Annotated in this window: 20 protein-coding genes; 11 read left to right on the forward strand and 9 right to left on the reverse strand. The window is 65.8% G+C overall.

Annotated features, from left to right (window positions below; genetic code table 11):
* Window position 1: 1 nt before the first annotated feature.
* The 5 genes from narJ (at window position 2) to BAC01S_RS30575 (ending at window position 5,479) form a co-directional block, all read left to right on the forward strand.
* A complete protein-coding gene (narJ, locus tag BAC01S_RS06795; RefSeq protein ID WP_043201392.1) occupies window positions 2–706 on the forward strand; it encodes a nitrate reductase molybdenum cofactor assembly chaperone in 705 nt (234 codons plus the stop codon).
* A gap of 58 nt (window positions 707–764) precedes the next feature.
* Complete coding sequence (narI, locus tag BAC01S_RS06800) at window positions 765–1,448, forward strand: respiratory nitrate reductase subunit gamma (protein ID WP_027794075.1); 684 nt, start codon at window positions 765–767, stop codon at window positions 1,446–1,448.
* A gap of 11 nt (window positions 1,449–1,459) precedes the next feature.
* Window positions 1,460–2,257 carry a peptidylprolyl isomerase gene (locus tag BAC01S_RS06805; RefSeq protein WP_027794076.1) on the forward strand — a complete coding sequence of 266 codons (798 nt, stop codon included), beginning with the start codon at window positions 1,460–1,462 and terminating at the stop codon, window positions 2,255–2,257.
* Window positions 2,258–2,270: 13 nt separating this feature from the next.
* On the forward strand, window positions 2,271–3,539 hold the full coding sequence (locus tag BAC01S_RS06810; protein WP_043201395.1) for an MFS transporter: 1,269 nt from the start codon (window positions 2,271–2,273) through the stop codon (window positions 3,537–3,539).
* A 500-nt stretch (window positions 3,540–4,039) separates the two neighbouring features.
* Window positions 4,040–5,479: an MFS transporter gene (locus BAC01S_RS30575; RefSeq protein WP_043201398.1), complete on the forward strand. Its 1,440-nt coding sequence runs from the start codon at window positions 4,040–4,042 to the stop codon at window positions 5,477–5,479.
* On the opposite strand, the gene BAC01S_RS06820 is transcribed toward BAC01S_RS30575, so the two are convergent.
* Both BAC01S_RS06820 and BAC01S_RS06825 read right to left on the reverse strand, forming a co-directional pair.
* A complete protein-coding gene (locus BAC01S_RS06820; protein ID WP_027794078.1) occupies window positions 5,445–6,203 on the reverse strand; it encodes an SDR family NAD(P)-dependent oxidoreductase in 759 nt (252 codons plus the stop codon). The genes BAC01S_RS30575 and BAC01S_RS06820 overlap by 35 nt on opposite strands.
* A 64-nt stretch (window positions 6,204–6,267) precedes the next feature.
* Window positions 6,268–7,017: an SDR family oxidoreductase gene (locus BAC01S_RS06825; protein ID WP_027794079.1), complete on the reverse strand. Its 750-nt coding sequence runs from the start codon at window positions 7,015–7,017 to the stop codon at window positions 6,268–6,270.
* A gap of 102 nt (window positions 7,018–7,119) precedes the next feature.
* Between BAC01S_RS06825 and BAC01S_RS06830 the strand changes: the two genes are divergently transcribed.
* Entirely contained in the window at window positions 7,120–8,037 is a 918-nt protein-coding gene (locus BAC01S_RS06830) for an AraC family transcriptional regulator (RefSeq protein WP_027794080.1), read from the forward strand.
* A 20-nt stretch (window positions 8,038–8,057) separates the two neighbouring features.
* On the opposite strand, the gene BAC01S_RS06835 is transcribed toward BAC01S_RS06830, so the two are convergent.
* The 3 genes from BAC01S_RS06835 to BAC01S_RS06845 form a co-directional block, all read right to left on the reverse strand.
* Window positions 8,058–9,272, reverse strand: coding sequence for a mechanosensitive ion channel family protein (locus BAC01S_RS06835; RefSeq protein ID WP_027794081.1), 1,215 nt, complete (start codon window positions 9,270–9,272; stop codon window positions 8,058–8,060).
* A 137-nt stretch (window positions 9,273–9,409) separates the two neighbouring features.
* Window positions 9,410–10,600 (reverse strand): MFS transporter, encoded by a 1,191-nt coding sequence (locus BAC01S_RS06840; protein ID WP_027794082.1) that lies wholly within the window; start codon window positions 10,598–10,600, stop codon window positions 9,410–9,412.
* Window positions 10,597–11,130: a MarR family winged helix-turn-helix transcriptional regulator gene (locus BAC01S_RS06845; protein WP_027794083.1), complete on the reverse strand. Its 534-nt coding sequence runs from the start codon at window positions 11,128–11,130 to the stop codon at window positions 10,597–10,599. Before BAC01S_RS06845 ends, BAC01S_RS06840 begins: the two co-directional genes overlap by 4 nt.
* A gap of 155 nt (window positions 11,131–11,285) precedes the next feature.
* On the opposite strand from BAC01S_RS06845, the gene BAC01S_RS06850 reads away from it, so the two are divergent.
* The 3 genes from BAC01S_RS06850 (at window position 11,286) to BAC01S_RS06870 (ending at window position 15,054) form a co-directional block, all read left to right on the forward strand.
* On the forward strand, window positions 11,286–13,163 hold the full coding sequence (locus tag BAC01S_RS06850; RefSeq protein ID WP_169740104.1) for a 5'-nucleotidase C-terminal domain-containing protein: 1,878 nt from the start codon (window positions 11,286–11,288) through the stop codon (window positions 13,161–13,163).
* 456 nt (window positions 13,164–13,619) lie between these two features.
* Window positions 13,620–14,543: a hypothetical protein gene (locus BAC01S_RS35915; protein WP_174442437.1), complete on the forward strand. Its 924-nt coding sequence runs from the start codon at window positions 13,620–13,622 to the stop codon at window positions 14,541–14,543.
* Between the two features lie 109 nt (window positions 14,544–14,652).
* Window positions 14,653–15,054: a hypothetical protein gene (locus BAC01S_RS06870; RefSeq protein ID WP_027794086.1), complete on the forward strand. Its 402-nt coding sequence runs from the start codon at window positions 14,653–14,655 to the stop codon at window positions 15,052–15,054.
* A gap of 69 nt (window positions 15,055–15,123) precedes the next feature.
* On the opposite strand, the gene mqo is transcribed toward BAC01S_RS06870, so the two are convergent.
* The 3 genes from mqo to BAC01S_RS06885 form a co-directional block, all read right to left on the reverse strand.
* A complete protein-coding gene (gene mqo, locus BAC01S_RS30585) occupies window positions 15,124–16,695 on the reverse strand; it encodes a malate dehydrogenase (quinone) (RefSeq protein ID WP_084168289.1) in 1,572 nt (523 codons plus the stop codon).
* Between the two features lie 79 nt (window positions 16,696–16,774).
* Window positions 16,775–17,062: a BBE domain-containing protein gene (locus tag BAC01S_RS06880; protein WP_084168291.1), complete on the reverse strand. Its 288-nt coding sequence runs from the start codon at window positions 17,060–17,062 to the stop codon at window positions 16,775–16,777.
* Between the two features lie 149 nt (window positions 17,063–17,211).
* On the reverse strand, window positions 17,212–17,733 hold the full coding sequence (locus BAC01S_RS06885; protein WP_027794088.1) for a hypothetical protein: 522 nt from the start codon (window positions 17,731–17,733) through the stop codon (window positions 17,212–17,214).
* A gap of 119 nt (window positions 17,734–17,852) precedes the next feature.
* On the opposite strand from BAC01S_RS06885, the gene BAC01S_RS06890 reads away from it, so the two are divergent.
* The gene (locus BAC01S_RS06890; protein WP_027794089.1) at window positions 17,853–18,797 is read left to right on the forward strand and encodes a LysR family transcriptional regulator; all 945 of its coding nucleotides are present in this window, start codon (window positions 17,853–17,855) and stop codon (window positions 18,795–18,797) included.
* Between the two features lie 8 nt (window positions 18,798–18,805).
* Here the strand turns inward: BAC01S_RS06890 and BAC01S_RS33675 are convergent, their stop codons facing one another.
* Window positions 18,806–19,153 carry a BON domain-containing protein gene (locus tag BAC01S_RS33675; protein ID WP_169740105.1) on the reverse strand — a complete coding sequence of 116 codons (348 nt, stop codon included), beginning with the start codon at window positions 19,151–19,153 and terminating at the stop codon, window positions 18,806–18,808.
* Window positions 19,154–19,216: 63 nt separating this feature from the next.
* On the opposite strand from BAC01S_RS33675, the gene BAC01S_RS06900 reads away from it, so the two are divergent.
* Window positions 19,217–20,359, forward strand: coding sequence for a questin oxidase family protein (locus BAC01S_RS06900; protein WP_245616521.1), 1,143 nt, complete (start codon window positions 19,217–19,219; stop codon window positions 20,357–20,359).
* Window positions 20,360–20,592: the final 233 nt, after the last annotated feature.

The following is a 20,592-nucleotide window of genomic DNA, read 5'->3' on the forward strand; positions in this document are numbered from 1 at the left end:
CATGATTCAAGCGCTTCAACGCGAGCAGCAGGGCATGGTGTACACCGTGCTCGCGGCGCTGCTCGACTACCCCGACGCCGCCCTGGTGCAGGCCTTGCCGGAAGCGCGCGAACTGCTGATGGCGGAGCGTGCGCTGCCGCGCGAGGCGCGCGCGGGCCTCGCGCGCTTCTTCGACTACTGCGCCGAACGCGAACTCGTCACGCTGCAGGAGAACTACGTCGCCTTGTTCGATCGCGGGCGCGCGACGTCGCTCTATCTGTTCGAGCACGTGCACGGCGAATCGCGCGATCGCGGGCAGGCCATGATCGATCTGCTGCAGACCTATGCGCGCCACGGGCTCTACCTGGCCGCCAATGAGCTGCCCGATTATCTGCCGGTGTTCCTCGAATACCTTTCGCGTCTGCCGGCGAAGGAGGCGCGGGCGCTGCTCGCCGAGACCGTCGAGATCCTGCAGTCGCTGGCGGATGCGCTGGGCCAGCGGGCGAGCCACTACGGCTTCGTGATCGGCGCGCTGCTGGCGCTGGCGGGCGGCGCGGCGATGCCCGCCGACGCCGAAGCCGAGGACGACGCACATCGGCCGCCATCCGCTGCCGACTATCGCGCGCTCGACGCCGCCTACACCGACGAGCCCGTGCGTTTCGTCGGCGCGGCGGCACCGGCCGCGGAGCCCGTGCGCTTCTACGACCAGCGGCCGGCGCGCAGGTGACGGCCCGCACACCGCGCCCAGACAACGGGCGCGGCCACCCAGCTCGAGGAGAATCGCCATGAGCGGCTACTTCCATCAGTTTGTGTTCGGCATCTATCCGTATATCTGCCTGGCGGTACTGTTGCTGGGCAGTCTCATCCGCTTCGACCGTGAGCAGTACACATGGAAAAGCGACTCGTCTCAACTGCTGCGGCACGGCGCGCTGCGTCTTGGCAGCAACCTGTTCCATTGGGGCGTGCTCGTGGTCGTACTCGGACATTTCGCGGGCTTTCTCGCGCCGCACTGGCTCGTTTCGCCGTTTCTCTCGGCCTCGGGGCACCAGCTCGTCGCGATGATCGCGGGTGGGGCGTCGGGCGCCGTGGCGATCATCGGCCTGACGATCCTGATCTGGCGGCGCCTGTCCGACGCGCGCATCCGCCATAACAGCCGCGTCTGGGACATCGTGATCGTGCTGATGCTATGGGCGCAGCTCGCGCTCGGCCTTGGCACCGTATGGCTCTCGCTGCATCACATGGACGGCGTTCTGTTCGAACAGCTTACCGATTACGTGAAGGGCGTCGTCACGTTCCGGCCCGGCATCGCGGGGCTTCTCGACGGCGTGCCGCTCACGTACCAGCTTCATATCGCGCTCGGCTTCACGATTTTCCTCGTTTCGCCGTTCACGCGGATGGTGCATATCTGGAGCGGCCTGGCTTCGGTCGCATATCTGATCCGGCCGTATCAGCTCGTGCGTCGGCGTTGAGAGGAGGCGACATGGACAACAGCGAAGCCTGCGTGACGGAACCGCAAGCGGCGGCGATACTGCGCGTGAACGACGTCGTGATCGACATGGCCGAGATTGCGGCCGAGCAGCGCCATCACGAAGACGAACCCGACCCGGACGGCGCGGCGCGATGCGCGCTGGCGATTCGCGAGCTGCTGCGCCAGCGCGCCGTCGCGCTCGGCTTGCTGGGCCAGGATGGCGCGCTCGACGACGAAGCGCTCGACGCCTTGCTCGCGCGCGAGCTTCGCGTCCCGCAGCCCACGCGCGCCGAGTGCGAACACTATTACGCCGGCCATACGGCAAGGTTCAGGCGCAACGACATCGTCTACGCGAGCCATATCCTCTTCGCCGTGACCGAGCGCTCGCCGCTGGCACGCGTGCGAGCCACGGCCGAAGAGACATTGCATGAGGTGCGCGAGGCACCGCAGAACTTCGAGGCGGCGGCGCGCGAGCGCTCGAATTGTCCGTCCGGCGCGGTGGGCGGCAGCCTGGGACAGCTGTTGCGCGGCGACAGCGTGCCCGAATTCGAGCGCGCGCTGTTCGGGACGGAAGCGCTCGGCATCCTGCCGCATCTTATCAATACGCGCTTCGGCTTTCACGTCGTGCGCATCGACCGCCGCGTCGAGGGCGAGGCCCTGCCGTTCGCGGCAGTCGAGGCCGATATCGCCGCCTTCCTCGAAACGCGTGTGCGCCACAAGGCCATGCAGCAGTACGTGTCCGTGCTGGCCGGCGAGGCGCGGGTCGAAGGCGCGGTGCTGGCCGGCGCCGCCGGGCCGCTCGTCCAATAATGAGGAATCCAACATGAGTTCATCTGATATTCCCGCGCGGCCCGTACCCGACGCGTCCGTTTCTCGCCGGGCGTGGTCGGTCCTGTTCGCGAGCACCTTCGCGTTCATGATCTGTTTTGTCGTGTGGATGATGTTCGGCGTGCTGGGCGTTCAGCTGCGCGAGGACCTGCACCTGAACAGCACGGAGTTCGGCCTGCTGACCTCCACGCCCGTGCTGACCGGCGCGCTCATGCGTCTGCCGCTCGGCGCCTGGACCGACCGCTTCGGCGGGCGCATCGTGATGACGATCCTGCTCGTGGTGTGCGCCGTGCCGGTGTTCGTGGTGAGCTATGCGACCGCGCTTTGGCAGTTCCTGCTGATCGGGCTCTTTCTCGGTTGCGTGGGCGCATCGTTCGCCGTGGGAACCCCTTACGTCGCGCGTTTCTTTCCGCCGGCCCGCCGCGGCTTCGCGATGGGCTTCTTCGGCGCGGGCACCGTAGGCGCCGCCGTCAACCTGTTCGTCACGCCCGCGCTGGAGGCCGCGTATGGCTGGCGCTTCGTGCCGCGCGTCTACGCGGTGGCGCTGCTCGTGACCGCGGCGATCTTCTGGCTCGCGTCGGCGCCGGATCCGGGCGCGGGCAAGGGCGGCGGGTCGTGGCTCGATTCGTTCCGGGTGCTGCGCAATCCGAACGTCTGGCGGCTTTGCCAGTACTATTCGATCACCTTCGGCGGCTTCACGGCGCTTTCGTTGTGGATTCCGCAGTATCTGAAGGCGGAGTACGGCATGTCGCTCGTCGCCGCTTCCGCATTCGCCGCCGGCTTTTCGCTGCCGGGTTCGGTGCTGCGCGCGGTGGGCGGCGCGCTCGCCGACCGCCTCGGAGCCCACTCCGTCACCTGGTGGGGCCTGTGGGTCGCCTGGATCTGCCTGTTCCTGCTCTCGTATCCGCCAACCGACTTCGTGATCCATACGCTCGACGGCGACGTGACGCTGCAACTGCATACGCCCATTGCGGTATTCGTCGCCCTGACGTTCGTGCTGGGCGCCGTCCTGGCGTTCGGCATGGCCTCGACGTTCAAGTACGTGGCCGACGACTTTCCCGAAAGCATGGGGGTCGTGAGCGGCGTCGTGGGCCTCGCGGGCGGGCTGGGCGGCTTCCTGCTGCCGATCATCTTCGGCTCGCTGCTCGACGTGTTCCGGGTGCGCTCGACGTGTTTCATGTTTCTCTACGGCGTGGTCTGGGTTTCGCTGATCCTCATCTACCTTGCCGAAGTGCGTCGGACGCCCGTCCTGAGAACGCGGTGAGGGTTCCCGCAGCGTGCCCGCGCGCGGTGCGCGGGCACGCTGCGGTGCACCAACAGCAGTCGCATCCGGCACATGAATGGTGGCCGCGCCCCGCGGTCTATGCGTGTGTGGCCCGTTCCTGCGCCTCCGGCCAGCTTGCCTCGCAGCGGCCGGATTCCCGCCTGACAAGCATTTCACGACCCTCCAGGCTCTCGCGTAGCGTCGTAGGCACGCGTATTGCTTGGTAAGCCTCGGACCAACGACGGTCTGGAGAATGGCAAATCCCGCATGCTGCGGGGACAGCGGATAAAGCGGGGCAACGGCGTCCCGAAGCGACACCTCGAGCATGCATGGCATGCCCGGTGCGCTTCGGGACGTTTTTTTTCGGGTCAGCCCGAAGGCGGCGCATTGCCGGCCGCCGTGCGTGGCGGATCATTCGCGGAATCATGTGTACTGCTTACGATGAGCAAGCCAAAGCCCGCCGTCGCGCGGGTTGAAGTTCATTTAGCCTGGAGAGTTTCGTGAAAGAACTGATGCACTCGCTGAAGAGCGGCAACTGGCGCGCGCTCGTCGCGTGCTTCCTTTACTTCGACACCGGATTCACGGTCTGGGTGATGTTCGGCCCGCTCGCGCCGTTCATCCAGAAAGACGTGCCGATGTCGCCCGCGGAACTCGGCCTGCTCGTGGCCGTGCCGGTGCTGGGCGCGGCGATCCTGCGCGTCACGCTGGGCAATCTGTACCAGGCCTGCGACGGGCGGCGTATCGCGCTGCTCGGCATGGCGCTCTCGGCCATCCCCTCCATCGTTCTCCTGACGATGCCGGGCACGCCGTCCTATACGCTGCTGCTCGTGCTCGGCGTGCTGCTGGGGGTGGGCGGGGCGAGCTTTGCCGTCGCGCTGCCGATGGCGGGCAGCAACTATCCGCCCAGGGTGCAGGGGCTCGTGCTCGGCCTCGCCGCGGCCGGCAACATCGGCGCGGTGCTCGACGGCTTCCTCTTTCCCGGCGTGGCGGCGCACTTCGGCTGGGCGCGCGCGACGGGCGCGGCGCTGCCGCTGCTCGCGCTGGCGGCGACCGCGGTCTGCTTCTGGGCGCGCGATCTCGGCCAGAAGTCGGGCAGTGCCTATAAAGCGCTGCGCGCGTTCTGCATGACGCTGGCGGGGCTGATCGCGCTCGTTCTTGCCGTGCATGCGGGCGTGTTCGGCGCGGGCAGGACCGGCGTGCTGCTGCTGCCCGTGTTCGGCGCGCTGCTGGCGATCGCGGTGCTGCCGGCGCATTACCGCCGCGTGCTGGCCGAGGGCGACACGTGGGTCGTCATGCTTGTCTACAGCATCACGTTTGGCGGGTTCGTCGGCATGTCTTCGTATGTCTCGACGCTGCTTATTTCGCTCTACCAGGTTCCCAAGCTGGAGGCGGGCATGATCATGTCGCTGCTCGCGCTGACCGGCGCGATGGTGCGGCCGGTGGGCGGTCTGATCGCCGACCGCATCTCCGGCGTGCGTGCGCTCGTGCTCCTGCTCGCGGCCATCTCGCTTGCCGATTTCGTTTTTGCCGCGCTCATGCCCACGTTCGCGGCGGGCATCGTATTGCTCGCGTTTACCTACGTGTGCTTCGGCCTCGGCAACGGCGCCACGTTCCAGCTCGTGCCGCGCCGCTGGCCCGGCCGCACGGGGCTGATGTCGGGCATCGTCGGCGCGGCAGGGGGCATTGGCGGGTTCTATCTGCCCGTTGTCATGGGCATGGCGAAGGAAAGCACCGGCAGCTATCAGATGGGCTTTGCGACCTTCGGTGTGATCGCGGCACTGGCCTTCGCGCTCGTGGTCGCGTTGCGCACGCGCTGGCTCGAATGGGCGCTGCCGCGCGAAGCGGCGCTCGCAACGGTCGCGAAGGCCGCGGCGTCGGCGGGCGAGCTGGCCGCGAGCCGCTTCGTCACCACGGGATCGTCTGGTTCTCCCAGCGCGTGAACGTGGCCGTCGGGCTGTCCGGGCCCAGCAACGCGACCCGTACCGCCTCGCGGGCGCCGTCCTCGACGGTGTCCGTGCCCGTATAGCCATTGAGGTTGGTTTTTGTGTAGCCCGGCGAAACGGCATGGACCTTGATCCCCTCCGGCTCCAGCTCGATCGCCATGGCGACGGTCAGCGCGTTGAGCGCGGTCTTGGAGGCCGGGTAGACGGGGCCGAAGATCGCGCGCCAGGGGAAGGCCGGGTCCGCGTTCGACGTCAGCGACCCGACGCCGCTCGACACATTCACGATGCGGGCCGCCGGCGCCTTGCGCAGAAGCGGAAGCATGGCCTGGTACACGGCGAGAACGCCGAAGACGTTGGTGTTCCACACCGCGCGCATTTCATCGAGCGACACGTTGCTCGGGCGGGTCGTCTTTGCGTATGCCTCGACGGACTGGCCGGGCTGCCGGCTCGTGTTCGAGATGGCCGCGTTCTGGATCAGCACGTCGATGCGGCCGAACTCGCTGCCAACCCGCCGTGCCGCGGCGGCGATCGAGGCCTGATCCGTCACGTCGATCTGAAGCGCGTGGGCGTTTGGCCCGATCTCGCGAGCCGCCGCCTCGCCGCGCCCGGCATCGCGCGATCCGACCAGCACGATGAAGCCGTGGGCCACGAGATCCCTGGCGATCTGAAGGCCGATTCCCTGGTTGGCGCCGGTGACGAGGGCAACAGGTTTGTCCTGCATAACAATCTCCTTCCTGTATTGCTGAGTGTTTAGAGGTACTGCGCAAAGCGATGGCGCCGCTTTTTCAGCGCGCCTCGGCCGCCCAGGCTTCGGCGTCCGCGCCGGCCGGAAGGCGCATCGGGCAAGACGGATCGGTGGCCGCGCGCCACACGGCTGCGGCGACGTCTTGTGACTCAGTGATCGGCGCGGACTGATCGCCCAGCCGCGCGAGCATCTGGCTGACGAGCTCGGCATAGGCTTCGTGTTCGAAGCCGTGAATATGGGCGCGCGCGTTCTCGCCGAAGCGGGTTCCCGGCGCACGGCCCGGCAGCACGAGGCGCACGCGCACGCCGAACGGCTCGAGCTCGATGGCCATCGACTCGGTGAAGGCGTTTACGGCCGCCTTGCTTGCGCGATAGGCCGCGATGAGCGGCAGCGCCTTCAGTGTCACGCTCGACGTGACGTTCACGATCACGCCGGCCTTGCGCTGCCGGAACTGGGGCAGTACCGCTTGCGTCACGGCAATCGTGCCGATGGTGTTGGTCTCGAACACCGAACGCACCGATTCGAGCGGGACCAGTTCGGCGGGCGAAGCGGCGCCGAAGCCCGCGTTGTTGACGAGGACGTCGATCGGGCCCGCGGCCTCGATGGCGAGGCGAATGCTTTCGGGGCGGGTGACGTCGAGCGCGAGCACGCGCAGACGGTCCGAGGGCGGCAGCACATCGGCCCGCGGCGTGCGCATCGTGGCGACGACGCGCCAGTCGCGCTCAAGAAAGTAACGCGCGATTTCGAGGCCGAAGCCAGAAGAGCAGCCGGTGATCAGCACGGTTTTCACGAAAACTCCTGCGAGAGCGGTTGAGGTAGGCTCCTACGATAGATCGCCGAGGCCGTACTTGCTACAATCGATCATCCGAATTTCATTTGCAGGAGTCCGGTCATGATCGACCCATTGGCTGAAGTGGTGATGCTGCTGCAGCCCAGCGCCCGGTTCTCCAAGCTGGTTCACGGCGCGAGCCCCTGGCGCATCAGCCGGTCGGATGCCGGCGAGCCGTTCTACTGCGTCATCCTGGAGGGCGGGTGCCGCATCGCGATCGACGGGCACGAGCCGATCGAATTGCTCTCGGGCGACTTCGTGCTCATTCCCGCGGCCTACGGCGTCGCCATGTCCAGCCTCGAAGCGCCGCCGCCGGGTGTCGAGACCCTGGCGCCGGTCGCGCTGGGCAACGGGGAATACCGGCTGGGCGCCGGGAATAGCCCGATCGACACGCGCATGATGGCCGGCCACTGCAGTTTCGGTTCGCCGGATGCGCTCCTGCTGGTCTCGCTGCTGCCGCAGATCGTGCATGTGCGCGGCGAGCAGCGGCTGGCCACGCTCGTGCAACTCGTGCGCGAGGAGTCACGCGATCAGCGGCCCGCGCGCGAAGTGGTGCTCTCGCGGCTGCTGGAGGTGCTGCTCATCGAAGCGCTGCGATCGGCCGCCGGCACTGGCGCGTCGCCAGGCCTCGTGCGCGGGCTCGCCGACGGCCGCCTTGCTGCCGCGATTCGCGGGATGCACGAGCATCCCGCGCACGCGTGGACGGTTGCCGAACTCGCGAAAGAGACCGCGCTCTCCCGCTCGACCTTTTTCGAGCGTTTCAACCGCTCAGTGGGTGTGGCGCCCATGGAATATCTGCTGACCTGGCGCATGGCGCTTGCCAAGGACTGGCTGCGCCGTCGTGAAGGCCGTATCGCCGAGATCGCGGAGCGCGTGGGCTATAGCTCGGCCAGCACCTTCAGCGTGGCCTTTACGCGGCACGTCGGCAGACCGCCTGCGCAGTACGCGCGCGAGGAGAGGGCGGCGACGAACGGCGCTTGAGTGCCCGTTTTCGCCCGCGGCTAGGGCTGCCGTGCCGACGGGCAACGCTCTTGCCAGCAGCGCAAGCCGAACAGCGGTGCGAGCCCATAAGCATGGTCGAGCATGTCCGACTGCAGGCGTTCGTACGGCTCCCAGTGCGTTTCGTCGAGGTAGAGAAAAATCTCCAGCGCGATGCCAGGCTGGTTCGACTGCAGCACGCGAATCACGAGCGGCCGGTCGCGGCGAACCGCCGGATGATCGCGAAGATGCGCGCCCAGATAGAGACGATACAGGCCGAGGTTCGTGCGGCGCTGGCCGTCCTCGGGCGCAAACGCCGCGAGGGGCCGGTCGATGTCGTTGCGTAGCCGCTGGAGCAGCGCCTCGTCGGGAAAGCAGACCGTGTCGGTGTCGAAATGAATCGCATGCCTGACGCGCCGGTTGCCCGCCTCGACCATGCCGCGCCAGTTCTTCATGCTGTTCGTTAGCAGGACATAGCTTGGCAGCATGACGATCGAGTTGTCGAAGTTCTGCACCTTGATGGTGTTCAGCGCAATGTCGATCACGGTGCCGTCCGCCACGAAACCTGGCACTTCTATCCAGTCGCCCACCCGCACCATGTCGTAGACGGTGAGCTGAATGCTGGCCACGAAGCCGAGCAGCGAGTCGCGGAAGATGATGATCAGCAGCGCCGTCATCGCGCTCACGCCGGTAAGGAAGTAGGCGGGCGAGCGTTCGAGCAGCACGGAGACCGCGGCGATCAGCGCGATCACGTAAAGCACGATGGTGGCGATCTGCAGGAAGCTCTTGATCGGCCGCTCGCTCGCGGAAGGAAAGTGGCTGTAACGTTCGCCGACACTGTCGAGGAGCGCGAGCGCGGCGCGCAGGAGCGTGTACACCATGTAGCAGGCCGCGAGCAGGGCCAGGGGATGCCCGAGCGCCGCGATCAGCGGGAACGTGAGGCCCGAAAGCATGGGTGCCGCCGCGTAGACGATCATGGCGGGCACGAGCGGCGCGAGCCGATGGAACACCTTGTAGCGCTCGGCGGCGCGCAGCCACTTGCGCCTGGGCTGGCGCGCGAGACGGCCGACGATCATCAGCATGATCGCGCGCGTGGCGTAGTAGCAGATCGCGCTCGCCAGCAGAATCGCGAGCAGGAGCGCCGCGACGAGCAGAACCGCAACCCACGTGCTGTCGGTATAAACGTGGAAGTGATGCCAGTCCGGCCCGCCCTCGATGCGTAGCGACCTGTCGAACATAGATCCTCCCCATGCCAGCGAACCCGCGAACCCATTTTGCCGGGCATGTCCGGTTCGGCCATTATGCTAACCCCCAGGCGACTCGACAAGTCGAGCGTCGTTTATATTCGGGAGGGCTTATGGTTGTCCGGATGAGATCAGTTCGCGGGCGAAGGGCGGCGGCTTTGACGCTTTCCTTCGCAGATGCCGAGTGTAAAGACGGCCAGCGCGCCGCTCGCGATTGCGAGCGGCCACATCAGGGTGTCGTTTCCGAATGCCTTCATCGCCGCGCCCGCGACGAGCGGCCCGACGATCGAACTGGACGTGAACGCCAGCGACACGAGGCGCATGTTCCGGATGAGCGCTGCTTTCTCGCTGCACGCCGCGGCGTACATGCCAAGTGTGATGAATGCGCTATTCATGCCTCCGACTACGAGGCCGCTCGCGGGAACCCACCACGTCATGGGCGTGGCGAGCGTGAAAGCGAGCAGCGCCAGCGTGCTCGCCGTCGCGCACACGATCACCGTCGATCCCAAACCCGCACGGTCGGCAAGCCAGCCCACCGGAAATTGCAGCGCCATCCCGCCCAGGCCGAGGCACGACAGCAGCAGGGCCGTTTGCGCGGCGCTCATTCCGCGCGCACCGGCATAGAGCGGGAAGAGGCCATATAACGCGCCGTCGCTGATGCCGCCCACGGCTACCACGATCATGCCGAGGCACACCAGCGAGCTGACCGGCGTGTTCCGGGCGCTTTCGTGAGCGTGCGCCTCACGGGCAACGGGACCTGGCGGATGCGCCGATGCGCTCAACCAGAGCGGGATTGCTGCGACGCAGGTAAACGACAGGCCGGCGGCCATCGTGACGGGCCCGTCCGGACCGCACCATGCGGCGAGTGCCGGCGCAATGACGCCGGCACTCGCGATCAGCGTTTCATGCACGCCGACCACGCGGCCGCTCCATGCTTCGGGAACCAGACTATACAGCCACGATTCGTTGGCGATCCAGCGCAGGCCAATGCCCAGCCCGGTCAGAATGCCGGGCACGATCCAGAGCGGCCACGACAGCCAGCTGATGGCCGAAAACGCGACGACACTGGCCGCGAGCCCGAGCGATACCGTTCTCCGCGCGCCGATTCGCGCCACGAGAGCCGGGGCTGCCACGAGGCCCGCGAGCATGCCAGTCCATTGCGAGGCGGCGAAGAGGCCGGCTCGCGGCGCGTCGAGGCCTTGATGCGCGAGCCAGACCGGCAGCACGATGAAGCCGATGCCGAACTGGCCGATTTGCGCGAGCGTCGACACGGCGGTCAGTGCGGCGATGACCGGCCAGCGCACCGGCGCCGGCGATTTCACGACCCGCCCCGGGCCGGCATGGGTAAGCCCGCTTCACGGCATTCGATCGGGCAGCCCGCCTCGAGGCACGGCCCTTCGTCGCAAAAGCGGCAGAGCTGCATCGCATGCGCAGGGTCGCGCGTTTCGTGCCAGAGCATCTTGATCAGCAAGTTTTCGAGCGCCTTACGCTCAGCACTGTCGAGATGGCCCACGATGCGTGTGAGCAGGTTTTCGCGCGCGCTCTGCAGGCGCTTCACTTCGCGTCGGCCGGCGCCGGTCAGCGCGAGCGCAACGGAACGTTTGTCGAGACCGGTGCGTTTCTCGACGAGACCGGCGCCGGCCAGGCCGGCTACGGCGCGCACGGCCGCCGGATGCGACAGCGCGACGGCATCGCGCAGCAGTTCGATCGACGCGTCCGGATACTGGCCGATTGCGTTGAGCAGCGCCCGCGCGGTGGGTCCGGCGAGGGCGGGAAGGGTGTTCAGCGCATCCATCTCGTCCGTGACCAGCAGGGCAAGCGCACCGAGCAGATTTTCCGGACGCAGCGTCATTGGAGCCCCCAAATATATGCATCGCACACATATGCAGTTTGCACATATTTGGCGGGAAGCGCAAGAACGCCGTATGGCACTCGCCCGGTGAGGATGGACTAGACTGATCCGGATTGAGCCGTGCGGTTGCCCGCCCTGCCGCGATGGAGGAAGACGTGAACAACAGTATCCGCTACGCCCGCCGGATGGCGATCTTCCCGCAGATCAACGACTTCTATCATATCGACTCGTGCGCGGACCCAACCGACCCCGCGTCGATGCTTTTGCCGCGCGTTGCCGAAGTCGTGCGCCGCCTGCGTGTGCACTACGACGACGCACGGGTCATCTTCTGCCTGCCAGGCGATTTTCTCCATCCCTCGTGGCTGAGCCGGATTCATCACGGGGCGCAGATGGTCGACGTGCTGATGGAGGCGGGCGTCGACGTGGTGACGTTAGGAAACCATGAGTTCGATTTCGATCCGCACTTTACGCCGGCTCACCTGATAGAGGCGATCACCCGCAGCGGGCGCATGACTTCAAACCGGTTCGCGCCGGGCGGAAGGAAGATCACGTGGATGGCTTCGAACCGGCTGCCGTGGGAGTCGTCGCGGGTGCAACCGCCGCCGGAAACGAGAGAGGCGATCGACCGGCTGGTCCTGCCCGACGCGCTTTATATCAGAGTTGCGAACGATCACGTTATCGCGTTGTTCGGGCTGATGAAAGACGGCTGCTATGAAGGCTTTTTCGAAGCGGGCGACTCGCTTTATCGTTGCGCGGATTTGATCAGGCTTGCGAAGAACGAACATATCGACGGACATGGATGGGTCCGCCCAAGCGACTTTTCATTCGTCGCGATGACACATCAGGATCTGGATGTCGATCGGCAAATGGTGGACCGGTGCCCGCAAGTGCGGCTCGTCATAGGCGGGCACGATCACGAGGTCGAGGAGCCCGAAAACCGCCCGACCCTCTGGAACGGCGAGCCGTCGAGGTCGTTGATCGTCAAAGCGAAGTCCAATGCAAGAACGATGTGTGTCAGCTTCGTCAACTGGTTTCCGGCATCTGAAGCGTCGGAACTGTTCGAGCGCTACGGCGGCATGGAAGGCGCCGTGAAAATGGTGGGCAAGTTCAATCTGGACCAGATGCTGCGAACGATGTTGCTCAACAGTCCAGACCGGCTGAAACAAGGCGGCGCGGTCTTTCGCGATCTCCAGGACGATGTGCTGCGGGACGTGCGAAAGACGCTGAATGCCCATGTGTTCGACAACAAGAGCGGCGGGCTTGCCGGCTTCACGCTGGACGGCTCCTGGACGCTCGACATGCAGGATGCTCGCCTGCAAAAACTCGTTGTGGCGCACGCGCCGACGAAGCGGCGCATCGAACACTGGCTCGCGCTGACGAAGCCTTATGTGACCGATCTCGTCGAAGCGCCATGCACGCTGGTCATTGAAGACTCGGTCGTCAGGCGCCGCAGCAGCAACTTTGGGAATTTCGTCGCGGACGTGGTCAGCGGGCGCCAGCTGGCGCGCGGGGGAAATCGGCAGATCGTGGATATCGGACTCGTCAATGCGGGGAGTTTCCGCATCCAGCGGAATATCGCCAAAGGAGAAATGATGACCACCCGAACGCTGGGTGACATCTTTCTTCACGACAACCGTATCGTCGTTTTTCCGCAGGTTCCCGGGGAGACGGTACGCAAGATGATCGAATTGACGCTGACGCGTCTGGGCGCCAGGCGCGAGGAGGGGGATGGGCATTTCCTGCAGATCTCCGGCCTGGCGGTACGCAATCGCGCGGGCGGATCGCCGGAGATCTTTGTCCAGGACGGGAGCGGTGCGCGCGTCGCTCTGCAGAACGAACAAACATACCGGGTAGCGACCACCGCCTACCTGGCGACCAACGCCGCGAGTCCCTTCAAGATGTATTTCGATGACCTTATGGGTGCCGACGCGGAGCCTTGCATTCGCACGGCTGTCGAGCGGGAACTGCTTGCGTTGGGGCGTGACTTGCGGCTGGCGGATGAGGATCGCTGGCTGGAACCGGATCGCCCGTGACGACGGGGGCGAGGGTAGCGGCGAGGCCGGCCGCAAGCCCGGTATGGCGTTCGAAAAGCGCCTTGAGTTCAGGACGCAGTCCATCGCCGCGTTGTGCGGCAAGCGCATGGAGCGAGAGAAAAGGCAGCATGATTGGACTCCAGGCAATGAAGGCCAGGTCAGCGCTACGCCAATGGCCCGATCTATCGTGCGATCGCATGGAGAAGATAGGGCTGAGGGTTGGCGCAGGCACTCCGATTCTTGCTGTCTGATTACTACGGACACCAGCTTAAGCGGGTGACTGTTATCGGTCTGCCCAGCCGGTCTCGTCGAAGGAGAGCGCCGTTTCGCCCTGGGACGGCAGGCCGCCGACGGCGCGCAGCATGTCTGCATGTCGCCTCCTCGCCAGCAAGCCAATGTCCGGGCACGCATTGTGCTGTGGCTCTGCAAAGTTACGCGTGCATGGAGCCCGGCGACATGATGTTGTGGAAAAATTGCCTTGCCGCCGTCCTGTGCGCCGCTGCTGCCGCGTTCGTGCCCGCGGGCGCGCAGACGCAGGTGCAGGGGGTGGTGCGGCCCGCGGTTTCGGCCTCGCAACCGGTGGTGCACGCCGTTCCTTTGAACCCGCCCGCGTCCGCGCCATCGCCCGTGCCACGGCCGGCGCCATCGCCAGCACCGCAGCCTGCTCAGCAGCCTGCTGCGAAGCCGGTTGAAAAGCAGGCTGAAAAGCCGGCTCATAAGCCCGCACATAAGCATGTGCACGAGCCGACTCGTAAGCCTGCTCCGCAGCCCGCCGTGCAGTCGGCACCTCCTATTCTTCCTGAGCCCGCGCCGCAGCCGGTGGAACGAGCAGCACCGCAGCCCTACGCGCAACCAGTGCCGGCGCCGCAGCCAGTACCGCAGCCTTACCCACAGCCCGCGCCGGCACCGCAACCCTACACGTCACCAGCGCCAGCACCGCAATCCGCTTCACAACCCGTCGTCAACTGGACGCTGCAGGTCATCCGTGACGGCCGGCAGATCGACTCGTTCGACGGCTCGGCGGCGGTCGGTCAGGCGCGGACCAACACGCATCACAAGCTCGTCACGCACGACGTCGGCTGCAGGAACCAGCCCGCGGGCAGTATCGACCTGCAGCGCACCATCACGGTCACGCCGCAGCGGGCGGACCCGAGCGCGGCGGTTCTCGCCATCGAGGCGCAGGAGACGGTCGAAAGCGATACCACGCCCCGAACCCGGGAGGGCTGCAAGCTGCCGCCGCAGCCGAGCGAGGTGCGCGCCAGCCATCCGGGGCTGATCGTGCCGGCGGGTCAATGGGTCGAGTGGCAAATCGTCAGCCAGGATCCTTCGCTGCTGTACCGGGTGCGTGCGAGCATTGCACCGCCGCCCGCGCAGCCTTGATGGAAAGCGCCACGCTGGAATGCCCCAATCGCGGTGTAGTATTCCGCCGTAGCTTCGCTATGGTTCGAGTTCGCCGACAATCAAACGCATCCGGACGGGGAAACACATCATGTCAGGCGAGTGGAAGCGCCGCCTCCAGCTTTTTGCCCAGCGTTTCTGGCAGCCCACCAGTGCGTGCATGACCTGCATGCCGGGAAGCTGGGGCAATGTCATGAGTCTTGCCCACTGGGCGATCGCTCTCCAGACGGGCCTGTTCACCGGCATTCTGGCCGTACTTCTGACGTTTACGCCCGCGCGAAAACTCTATGCGCATCGATACGGCAATGCGCTGATCGTCGGCTGTCTGACGACGATAGGCGACGCCTACTCGCACAAGAGCCACTACCGCATCCCCGTTGTCGAGCACATCGCAACAGGGGTCATGTCCGGACTGCTCGCGCTGGCCGCCTCCTGGCTCCTTGAAGATCGCGCGCGGCGCATCCGGGCGGCCTGGTCGCGGGTTTTCGGATAGCTCGTCCTTTGGCCCGGAGACATGGCCGCCGGGCCAAAGGATGGGGCAGGCGCAGACCGGAAGCGCGGCTCAGGCCGGCAGGGACGCCGGAGCCAGTTGCAGCGCTTCGCCGGTACTCGCCCATTCGGCGCGCAGCGCGCGGACGTTATCGCCAAGCTTGCTGCCGTAATGCGGTACGAGCTCGCGAAGCTTGTCGCGCCACCGGCTCGTCTCGCATTGCGTGCGGAACACGCGGTGCAGCAGGTCGAGCATGATCGGCGCCGCCGTCGAGGCGCCCGGAGACGCGCCCAGCAGGCCCGCGATACTGCCGTCCCCGGCGCTGACGATCTCGGTGCCCATCTTCAGGACGCCGCCCTTGACGCCGTCGCGCTTGATGACCTGGACGCGCTGGCCTGCCTGAAACAGCCGCCAGTTTTCGCCCTGCGCGCGCGGAAAATATTCGCGGAGCGCGTTCAGCCGGTCCTCTTCGGACAGACTCAGTTGCTCGGCCAGATACTCGACGAGCGGAAACTGGTCGAAGCCGACGTGCAGCATGGGGGCGATGTTGTCGAGGCCGATGCTGTGCAGCAGGTCGAGATACGACCCGTGTTTCAGGAACTTCGTGGAGAACGTTGCGAACGGGCCGAACAGCACGACCCGCTTGCCGTCGAGCACGCGCGTGTCGAGGTGCGGGACGGACATCGGCGGCGCGCCGACCGACGCGCGGCCGTACACCTTGGCCAGATGCCGGCGCGCGATGTCCTCGTCCTCGGTCACGAGAAAAGCGCCGCCGACGGGAAAAGCCCCGTAATCGCGCGCCTCGGGAATGCCCGACGCCTGCAGCAGCGGCAGTGCGGCCCCGCCGGCGCCCACGAACACGAACTTCGCGTCCACCGCATGGTCGGTCCCGTCGCGCATGTTGTGCCACGACACCCGCCAGGTTCCATCGGCATTGCGCTTCAGATGGCGCGCTTCGCAAGAGAGCTGGAGGTCGAAGTCCGAACGGCGCTGGAGATGATTCACGTACTGGCGCGTGACTTCCCCGAAGTTCACGTCGGTGCCCATTTGCGACCACGTTGCCGCGACCTTCTGGGCCGGATTGCGCCCCTCCATCATCAGCGGCACCCATTGATGGAGTTGCGCCTCGTCTTCCGAATAGCGCATGTCCTCGAACAGCGGCGAGGCTCGAAGGGCTTCATGGCGCTGCCGAAGGAAGCGGACGTCCTCGTCGCCGAAGACGAAGCTCATGTGCGGCGCCGCGTTGATGAAACGGCGCGGCTCGCTCAGCACGCCGCGCTCGACCATCGACGTCCAGAACCGGCGCGATACCTGGAACGCTTCGTTGATCGCAACGGCGCTCCCGATCTGAACGGTTCCGTCGGGCTGCTCGGGCGTGTAGTTCAGCTCCGCGAGCGCGCAATGCCCCGTGCCGGCATTGTTCCAGCCGTTCGTGCTCTCGTTCGCGACCGCGTCGAGCCGCTCCAGCATCAGCATCGACCACTGCGGCTCGAGCTCGTGCAGGAGGACGCCGAGCGTCGAGCTCATGACGCCGCCGCCGATCAGCATGACGTCCACCTTTCCGATGTTTGCCGCTTGCGCGGAATGCGCCGGATCAGACGAGGCGTGATGCGGCGACAGGGCCGATTTGAGGGAGTCGAACATTGTAATGAACCTTTCTGCGAGGGATGTGGAGCGAGGGAGGAGGTTGGGAAAATCCGGTCCGGAAAATTCAGGAGCCGTCTCAGGTCCGGCTACCGACGCCATGATGGACCACAAAGAGCCCATCCGGGTCGTAGCGCTGCTTGATGCGAATGAGACGCCCGTAGTTCGCGCCACAGAACGCGCCTTGCCAATTTTCCTGGAAGTAGTCGCATTCGTTGACATACGTGCCCGTGCCCGGTGCGATGGTACACAACACCGTTATCGTTTTCATGACACGGTCACGCAGCGCGGCGGTCGCCGCCAGCGCGAGACCGGCGCCGAGCACGCGGCGCCGACGATACCCCCTGGGTGATTCCGCACGGGTCATATGCTCTCCTCGCCGGTTTGCCGGCCGGATACTCTACCGCGCCGCGCCCAATCGAGGACGCTCCCCGCGACCTGCAGTTCGTGACGCAGTCGAGCATGCCGCCGCTTGGGGCATCGGTGCGAAATCGCTGGGCGGCGTGCCGCGCGATGTCATGACTTGCGGAGAGACCCATAGCCCGGCGCGGCCTTGAGCTGAGGGCGCAGCATCAGACAGAAAGCGGCAACGTGCGTAATCATCAACAAGGGCACGTAGATGACCGGAATCGCATACGTGGCGCCAAATTGCCCCGCATGCGCGGGAAGATCGGCATGGATGGCGTGGTAATAGTCGACGATGAGGTCGACCATGCCCGCAACGTTGAAGGCGACGACGAAGGTCCAGAAGATCTGGCGGACCCGTACCGTCAGGAGTGCCAACATGGCCAGCACGCCCGTTGCGAGGTCGCCATACGCGGCGAACACGGCGAAGCTCGCGGGAAGCTGGGGACTGACGATACCCGGGAGCAGAAACACCAGCCCGAAAAACCGGAAGCTGTGCAAGGTGGCGATGGCGCGCTGCGCGTCGAACGGGGCCATCGACTTGAGCCTGGGCCAGACGTAGGCGCCGAAGCAAAGCAGCCAGGCGACATACCCCAGGACGAGATGCAGCTGAAAGAGAAGTTTCGGTGACATGGCGGCTGGCTATCCTCTGTTGTTGCGGAGGTTGATGGGCTGGGATGCGGCCTGATCCCCACGTGCCAGGTGTACCATGGCCCTCGTTGAGCGACTATTCATCACAATGTTGACGGGCTATGAAGCAGAACTTCACAGTCAGACAGGGCGCCCTCGACGGGGTGGAGGTGTTCCTGAGCGTGGCGCAGCACCGCAGCTTTCGCAAGGCAGCGGCGGAACTCGGCGTGACGCCGTCGGCAGTCAGCCAGACGGTGCGCGTGCTCGAGGCACGCATCGGCGCCGCGCTCTTCACGCGCACCACGCGCAGTGTCGGTCTGACCGAAGCCGGTGAACGGTTTCTTTCGCGCGCCAAGCCGGCTTTCGAAGAGCTCGTCGCCGCGGGCGAGGCCGCGCGCGGCCTCGGTCAGCGGCCGGCCGGCTTGCTGAGGCTTTCCGTACCGCGCGCGGTGGTTCCGCTGCTGCTGGAGCCGCTGATCGCATCGTTCTGCAAGGCCTATCCCGAGATCGAAGTGGAGCTGGCCACCAGCAAGGACCTGGTCGATCTGGCGGCGGAAGGATTCGACGCCGGCATCCGGCTGGGCCAGCTCGTTGCCGCCGATATGGTGGCGGTGCCGCTGACGCCGCCGTTTCGCCTCGCCATCGTTGGGAGTCCTGCCTACTTCGCCGCGCGTGGCAGGCCCGCGAGCACGGACGACCTGCGGCAGCACGCCTGCCTGAGATGGCGGCGATCGAGCGGCGCGCTCGCGCCGTGGTCATTCAGCGACAACGGTCAGGCCATCGAGATCGCCGTATCCGGTCCGCTGATCGCCAGCGACTTTCCGACCATGCTGGGCGCGGCGATAGAAGGCATGGGCCTCGCGCAGCTACCCGGGCCCATGGTTGCCGAAGCGGTAAGGGCAGGGAAGCTGGTGCACGTACTGGAGGCGTATGCACCGATGCTCCCTGGCGTGTTCCTCTGTTATCCCAGCCGCCGGCAGATCTTGCCGAAGCTGCGCGCGTTCATCGATTACGTGAAGAGCCGGCCGGCGGGCGTGGGGGAATCGCGTAGTCGATCGGGTAGTTAAGCCGGTAATTAATCGGACTCGCGGCCCGGCGAGCGGATGGTCAACTTGTTCGAAAGTGCCGTGACGCCCGTTACGCCGCGTGTTGCCGCGCCGGCGAGCTCGAGCTGATGCTCGCTCACGGCCGTGCCGGTCAAGGTGACGCTGCCGCTGCGCGCCTTGACGTAAATATGCGTCGGATCGAGGCCATCGGTACGAGACAGCGCCAACTGGACGTGCCGCACCAGTGTCCTGTCGGGAACTGCGCTTGTGCTCGTTGCCGCCGTCAAGCCGCCGGATTGCGCAAAGGCTTGCTGTCCCGGTGTCATCAGGGGCAATAACAGGCCAAACGACACCGCTAAAGGATAGAGACGCTTCATTTTCATCCTCCGTTCACGCCGAATCGGTCGTAATTTCGGTCATAGCGGTTTCCACGGTAGACCATGCCGATTAAGGGACCATTAGACTCGGGTGAAACTTTCTTCACGTCCGGTGCCAATCGCCACAACGATGATTTGTGGGAACATGGCGAGCGCCTTGCTCAATGCAACTTCGCTTTCTGTCCCGGAGACCCAAACATGCAAGTGGACTGCATGGACGCCACCCTGAGCGAACTGCTGGATGCGAATGCCGGCTTCGATCTGGCCGCCAGGGGGACGACCAACCATTGTCCGATGGCGCTCGTTGCGCTGTCCCGAATGGGGGCGTCCCCTGCGCGGCTACACGAATTCTTTGCGATGTGGGAGCGCAAGTATGCGCTGCCCGCGCCACGCGTCGACGTGACGATCGATCGTCGCGACTGGTCGCGCGAACTCGGTAATCCCGCTGCGTTCGGCGCGTTGCGTATGGGCTTTCTGGACTGGATGGCGGACGACGGCCCCATTCCGGTGATCACGCAAGTCCTGAGCGCAGTGCCGTTCGCTCCCGCCACGGGCGCGTTTCATGCGCTCATACGGCTGGCTTACGGCATCGAGGCCGCGCATGCCGGCGAGATGGCTGCGGGCCTTGCCGCGCTGGTCGCGTCGCATTTGCCGATTGCGGTGCCTGTCGACGGGCGCCGTCGCGCGGAAAGCGTCGACGCGGCGTTTTATGAGGCTGCGCGGGCCATGGCCAACGATCCTGTCCCCGGCAACTCGATAACGGCGCGCCTTCGCGCCGTGGCAAACGATGCCCGGTTCCAGCAGGCGGTTCTCGCGCCTCCGGCGACCTCGTCGCTGCTCGACGACGTAGCACGAGCGGCTATCGCCGCGTACTGGCGGACGGGAGATTTCACCGTACTCCATACCGTTACCGGCACGCACGCCGCCCGCATTCTGTTTGCACAACTGCCCGATTCGCTGGTCGAGCAACTGCTGCCCGCCCTATGGATTGCGCTGTGCACCGCTTACGCGACCGTGCGCAAGCCTTCCGACGTCGAGCCGGATGTGCCCGGAGTCGAAGGCGACTGGAGCGAAGCTTGCCGGCTGGCGGTGCTCTCCGATGATGATCACGTCGTCAAGATGACCTACACGTGCCTTTGCGAGCACCGCCGCAATGCGTCGGCGCTTTATCTGGCTTCGGCGGCACGGCTAGTCGGAATGGCATAGATACGCTCCATTCGGGCCCGCTGCAACGGCGGCGGCACGACGCTCCGCGCAGGCGCGGGCGTTTCGCACAGCGAATGTGCTGCACAGCACCAATCTTGTGCTTTCCCGTATCGCGATGCGTCACGCCTACGCCTCGGCCGACGCACCGACCTTGGCCGCAAAAGCCCGTCAACCGTACCCTGAAGCCTGCAAGCCGTCATATGGCACGGTGTTTGCATAGTCTGCCGCGACAC

The sequence above is a fragment of the Paraburkholderia acidipaludis NBRC 101816 genome (assembly GCF_000684975.1).
Taxonomy (GTDB): Bacteria; Pseudomonadota; Gammaproteobacteria; order Burkholderiales; family Burkholderiaceae; genus Paraburkholderia; species Paraburkholderia acidipaludis.

What these genes read in the sequence shown, in the direction of transcription:
- narJ (WP_043201392.1), top strand. Translation starts at nt 2, where the DNA reads ATGATTCAAGCGCTTCAACGCGAGCAGCAGGGCATGGTGTACACCGTG.
- narI (WP_027794075.1), top strand. Translation starts at nt 765, where the DNA reads ATGAGCGGCTACTTCCATCAGTTTGTGTTCGGCATCTATCCGTATATC.
- BAC01S_RS06805 (WP_027794076.1), top strand. Translation starts at nt 1,460, where the DNA reads ATGGACAACAGCGAAGCCTGCGTGACGGAACCGCAAGCGGCGGCGATA.
- BAC01S_RS06810 (WP_043201395.1), top strand. Translation starts at nt 2,271, where the DNA reads ATGAGTTCATCTGATATTCCCGCGCGGCCCGTACCCGACGCGTCCGTT.
- BAC01S_RS06820 (WP_027794078.1), bottom strand. Translation starts at nt 6,203, where the DNA reads ATGCAGGACAAACCTGTTGCCCTCGTCACCGGCGCCAACCAGGGAATC.
- BAC01S_RS06830 (WP_027794080.1), top strand. Translation starts at nt 7,120, where the DNA reads ATGATCGACCCATTGGCTGAAGTGGTGATGCTGCTGCAGCCCAGCGCC.
- BAC01S_RS06835 (WP_027794081.1), bottom strand. Translation starts at nt 9,272, where the DNA reads ATGTTCGACAGGTCGCTACGCATCGAGGGCGGGCCGGACTGGCATCAC.
- BAC01S_RS06845 (WP_027794083.1), bottom strand. Translation starts at nt 11,130, where the DNA reads ATGACGCTGCGTCCGGAAAATCTGCTCGGTGCGCTTGCCCTGCTGGTC.
- BAC01S_RS35915 (WP_174442437.1), top strand. Translation starts at nt 13,620, where the DNA reads ATGATGTTGTGGAAAAATTGCCTTGCCGCCGTCCTGTGCGCCGCTGCT.
- BAC01S_RS06870 (WP_027794086.1), top strand. Translation starts at nt 14,653, where the DNA reads ATGTCAGGCGAGTGGAAGCGCCGCCTCCAGCTTTTTGCCCAGCGTTTC.
- mqo (WP_084168289.1), bottom strand. Translation starts at nt 16,695, where the DNA reads ATGTTCGACTCCCTCAAATCGGCCCTGTCGCCGCATCACGCCTCGTCT.
- BAC01S_RS06880 (WP_084168291.1), bottom strand. Translation starts at nt 17,062, where the DNA reads ATGACCCGTGCGGAATCACCCAGGGGGTATCGTCGGCGCCGCGTGCTC.
- BAC01S_RS06885 (WP_027794088.1), bottom strand. Translation starts at nt 17,733, where the DNA reads ATGTCACCGAAACTTCTCTTTCAGCTGCATCTCGTCCTGGGGTATGTC.
- BAC01S_RS06890 (WP_027794089.1), top strand. Translation starts at nt 17,853, where the DNA reads ATGAAGCAGAACTTCACAGTCAGACAGGGCGCCCTCGACGGGGTGGAG.
- BAC01S_RS33675 (WP_169740105.1), bottom strand. Translation starts at nt 19,153, where the DNA reads ATGAAGCGTCTCTATCCTTTAGCGGTGTCGTTTGGCCTGTTATTGCCC.
- BAC01S_RS06900 (WP_245616521.1), top strand. Translation starts at nt 19,217, where the DNA reads ATGCCGATTAAGGGACCATTAGACTCGGGTGAAACTTTCTTCACGTCC.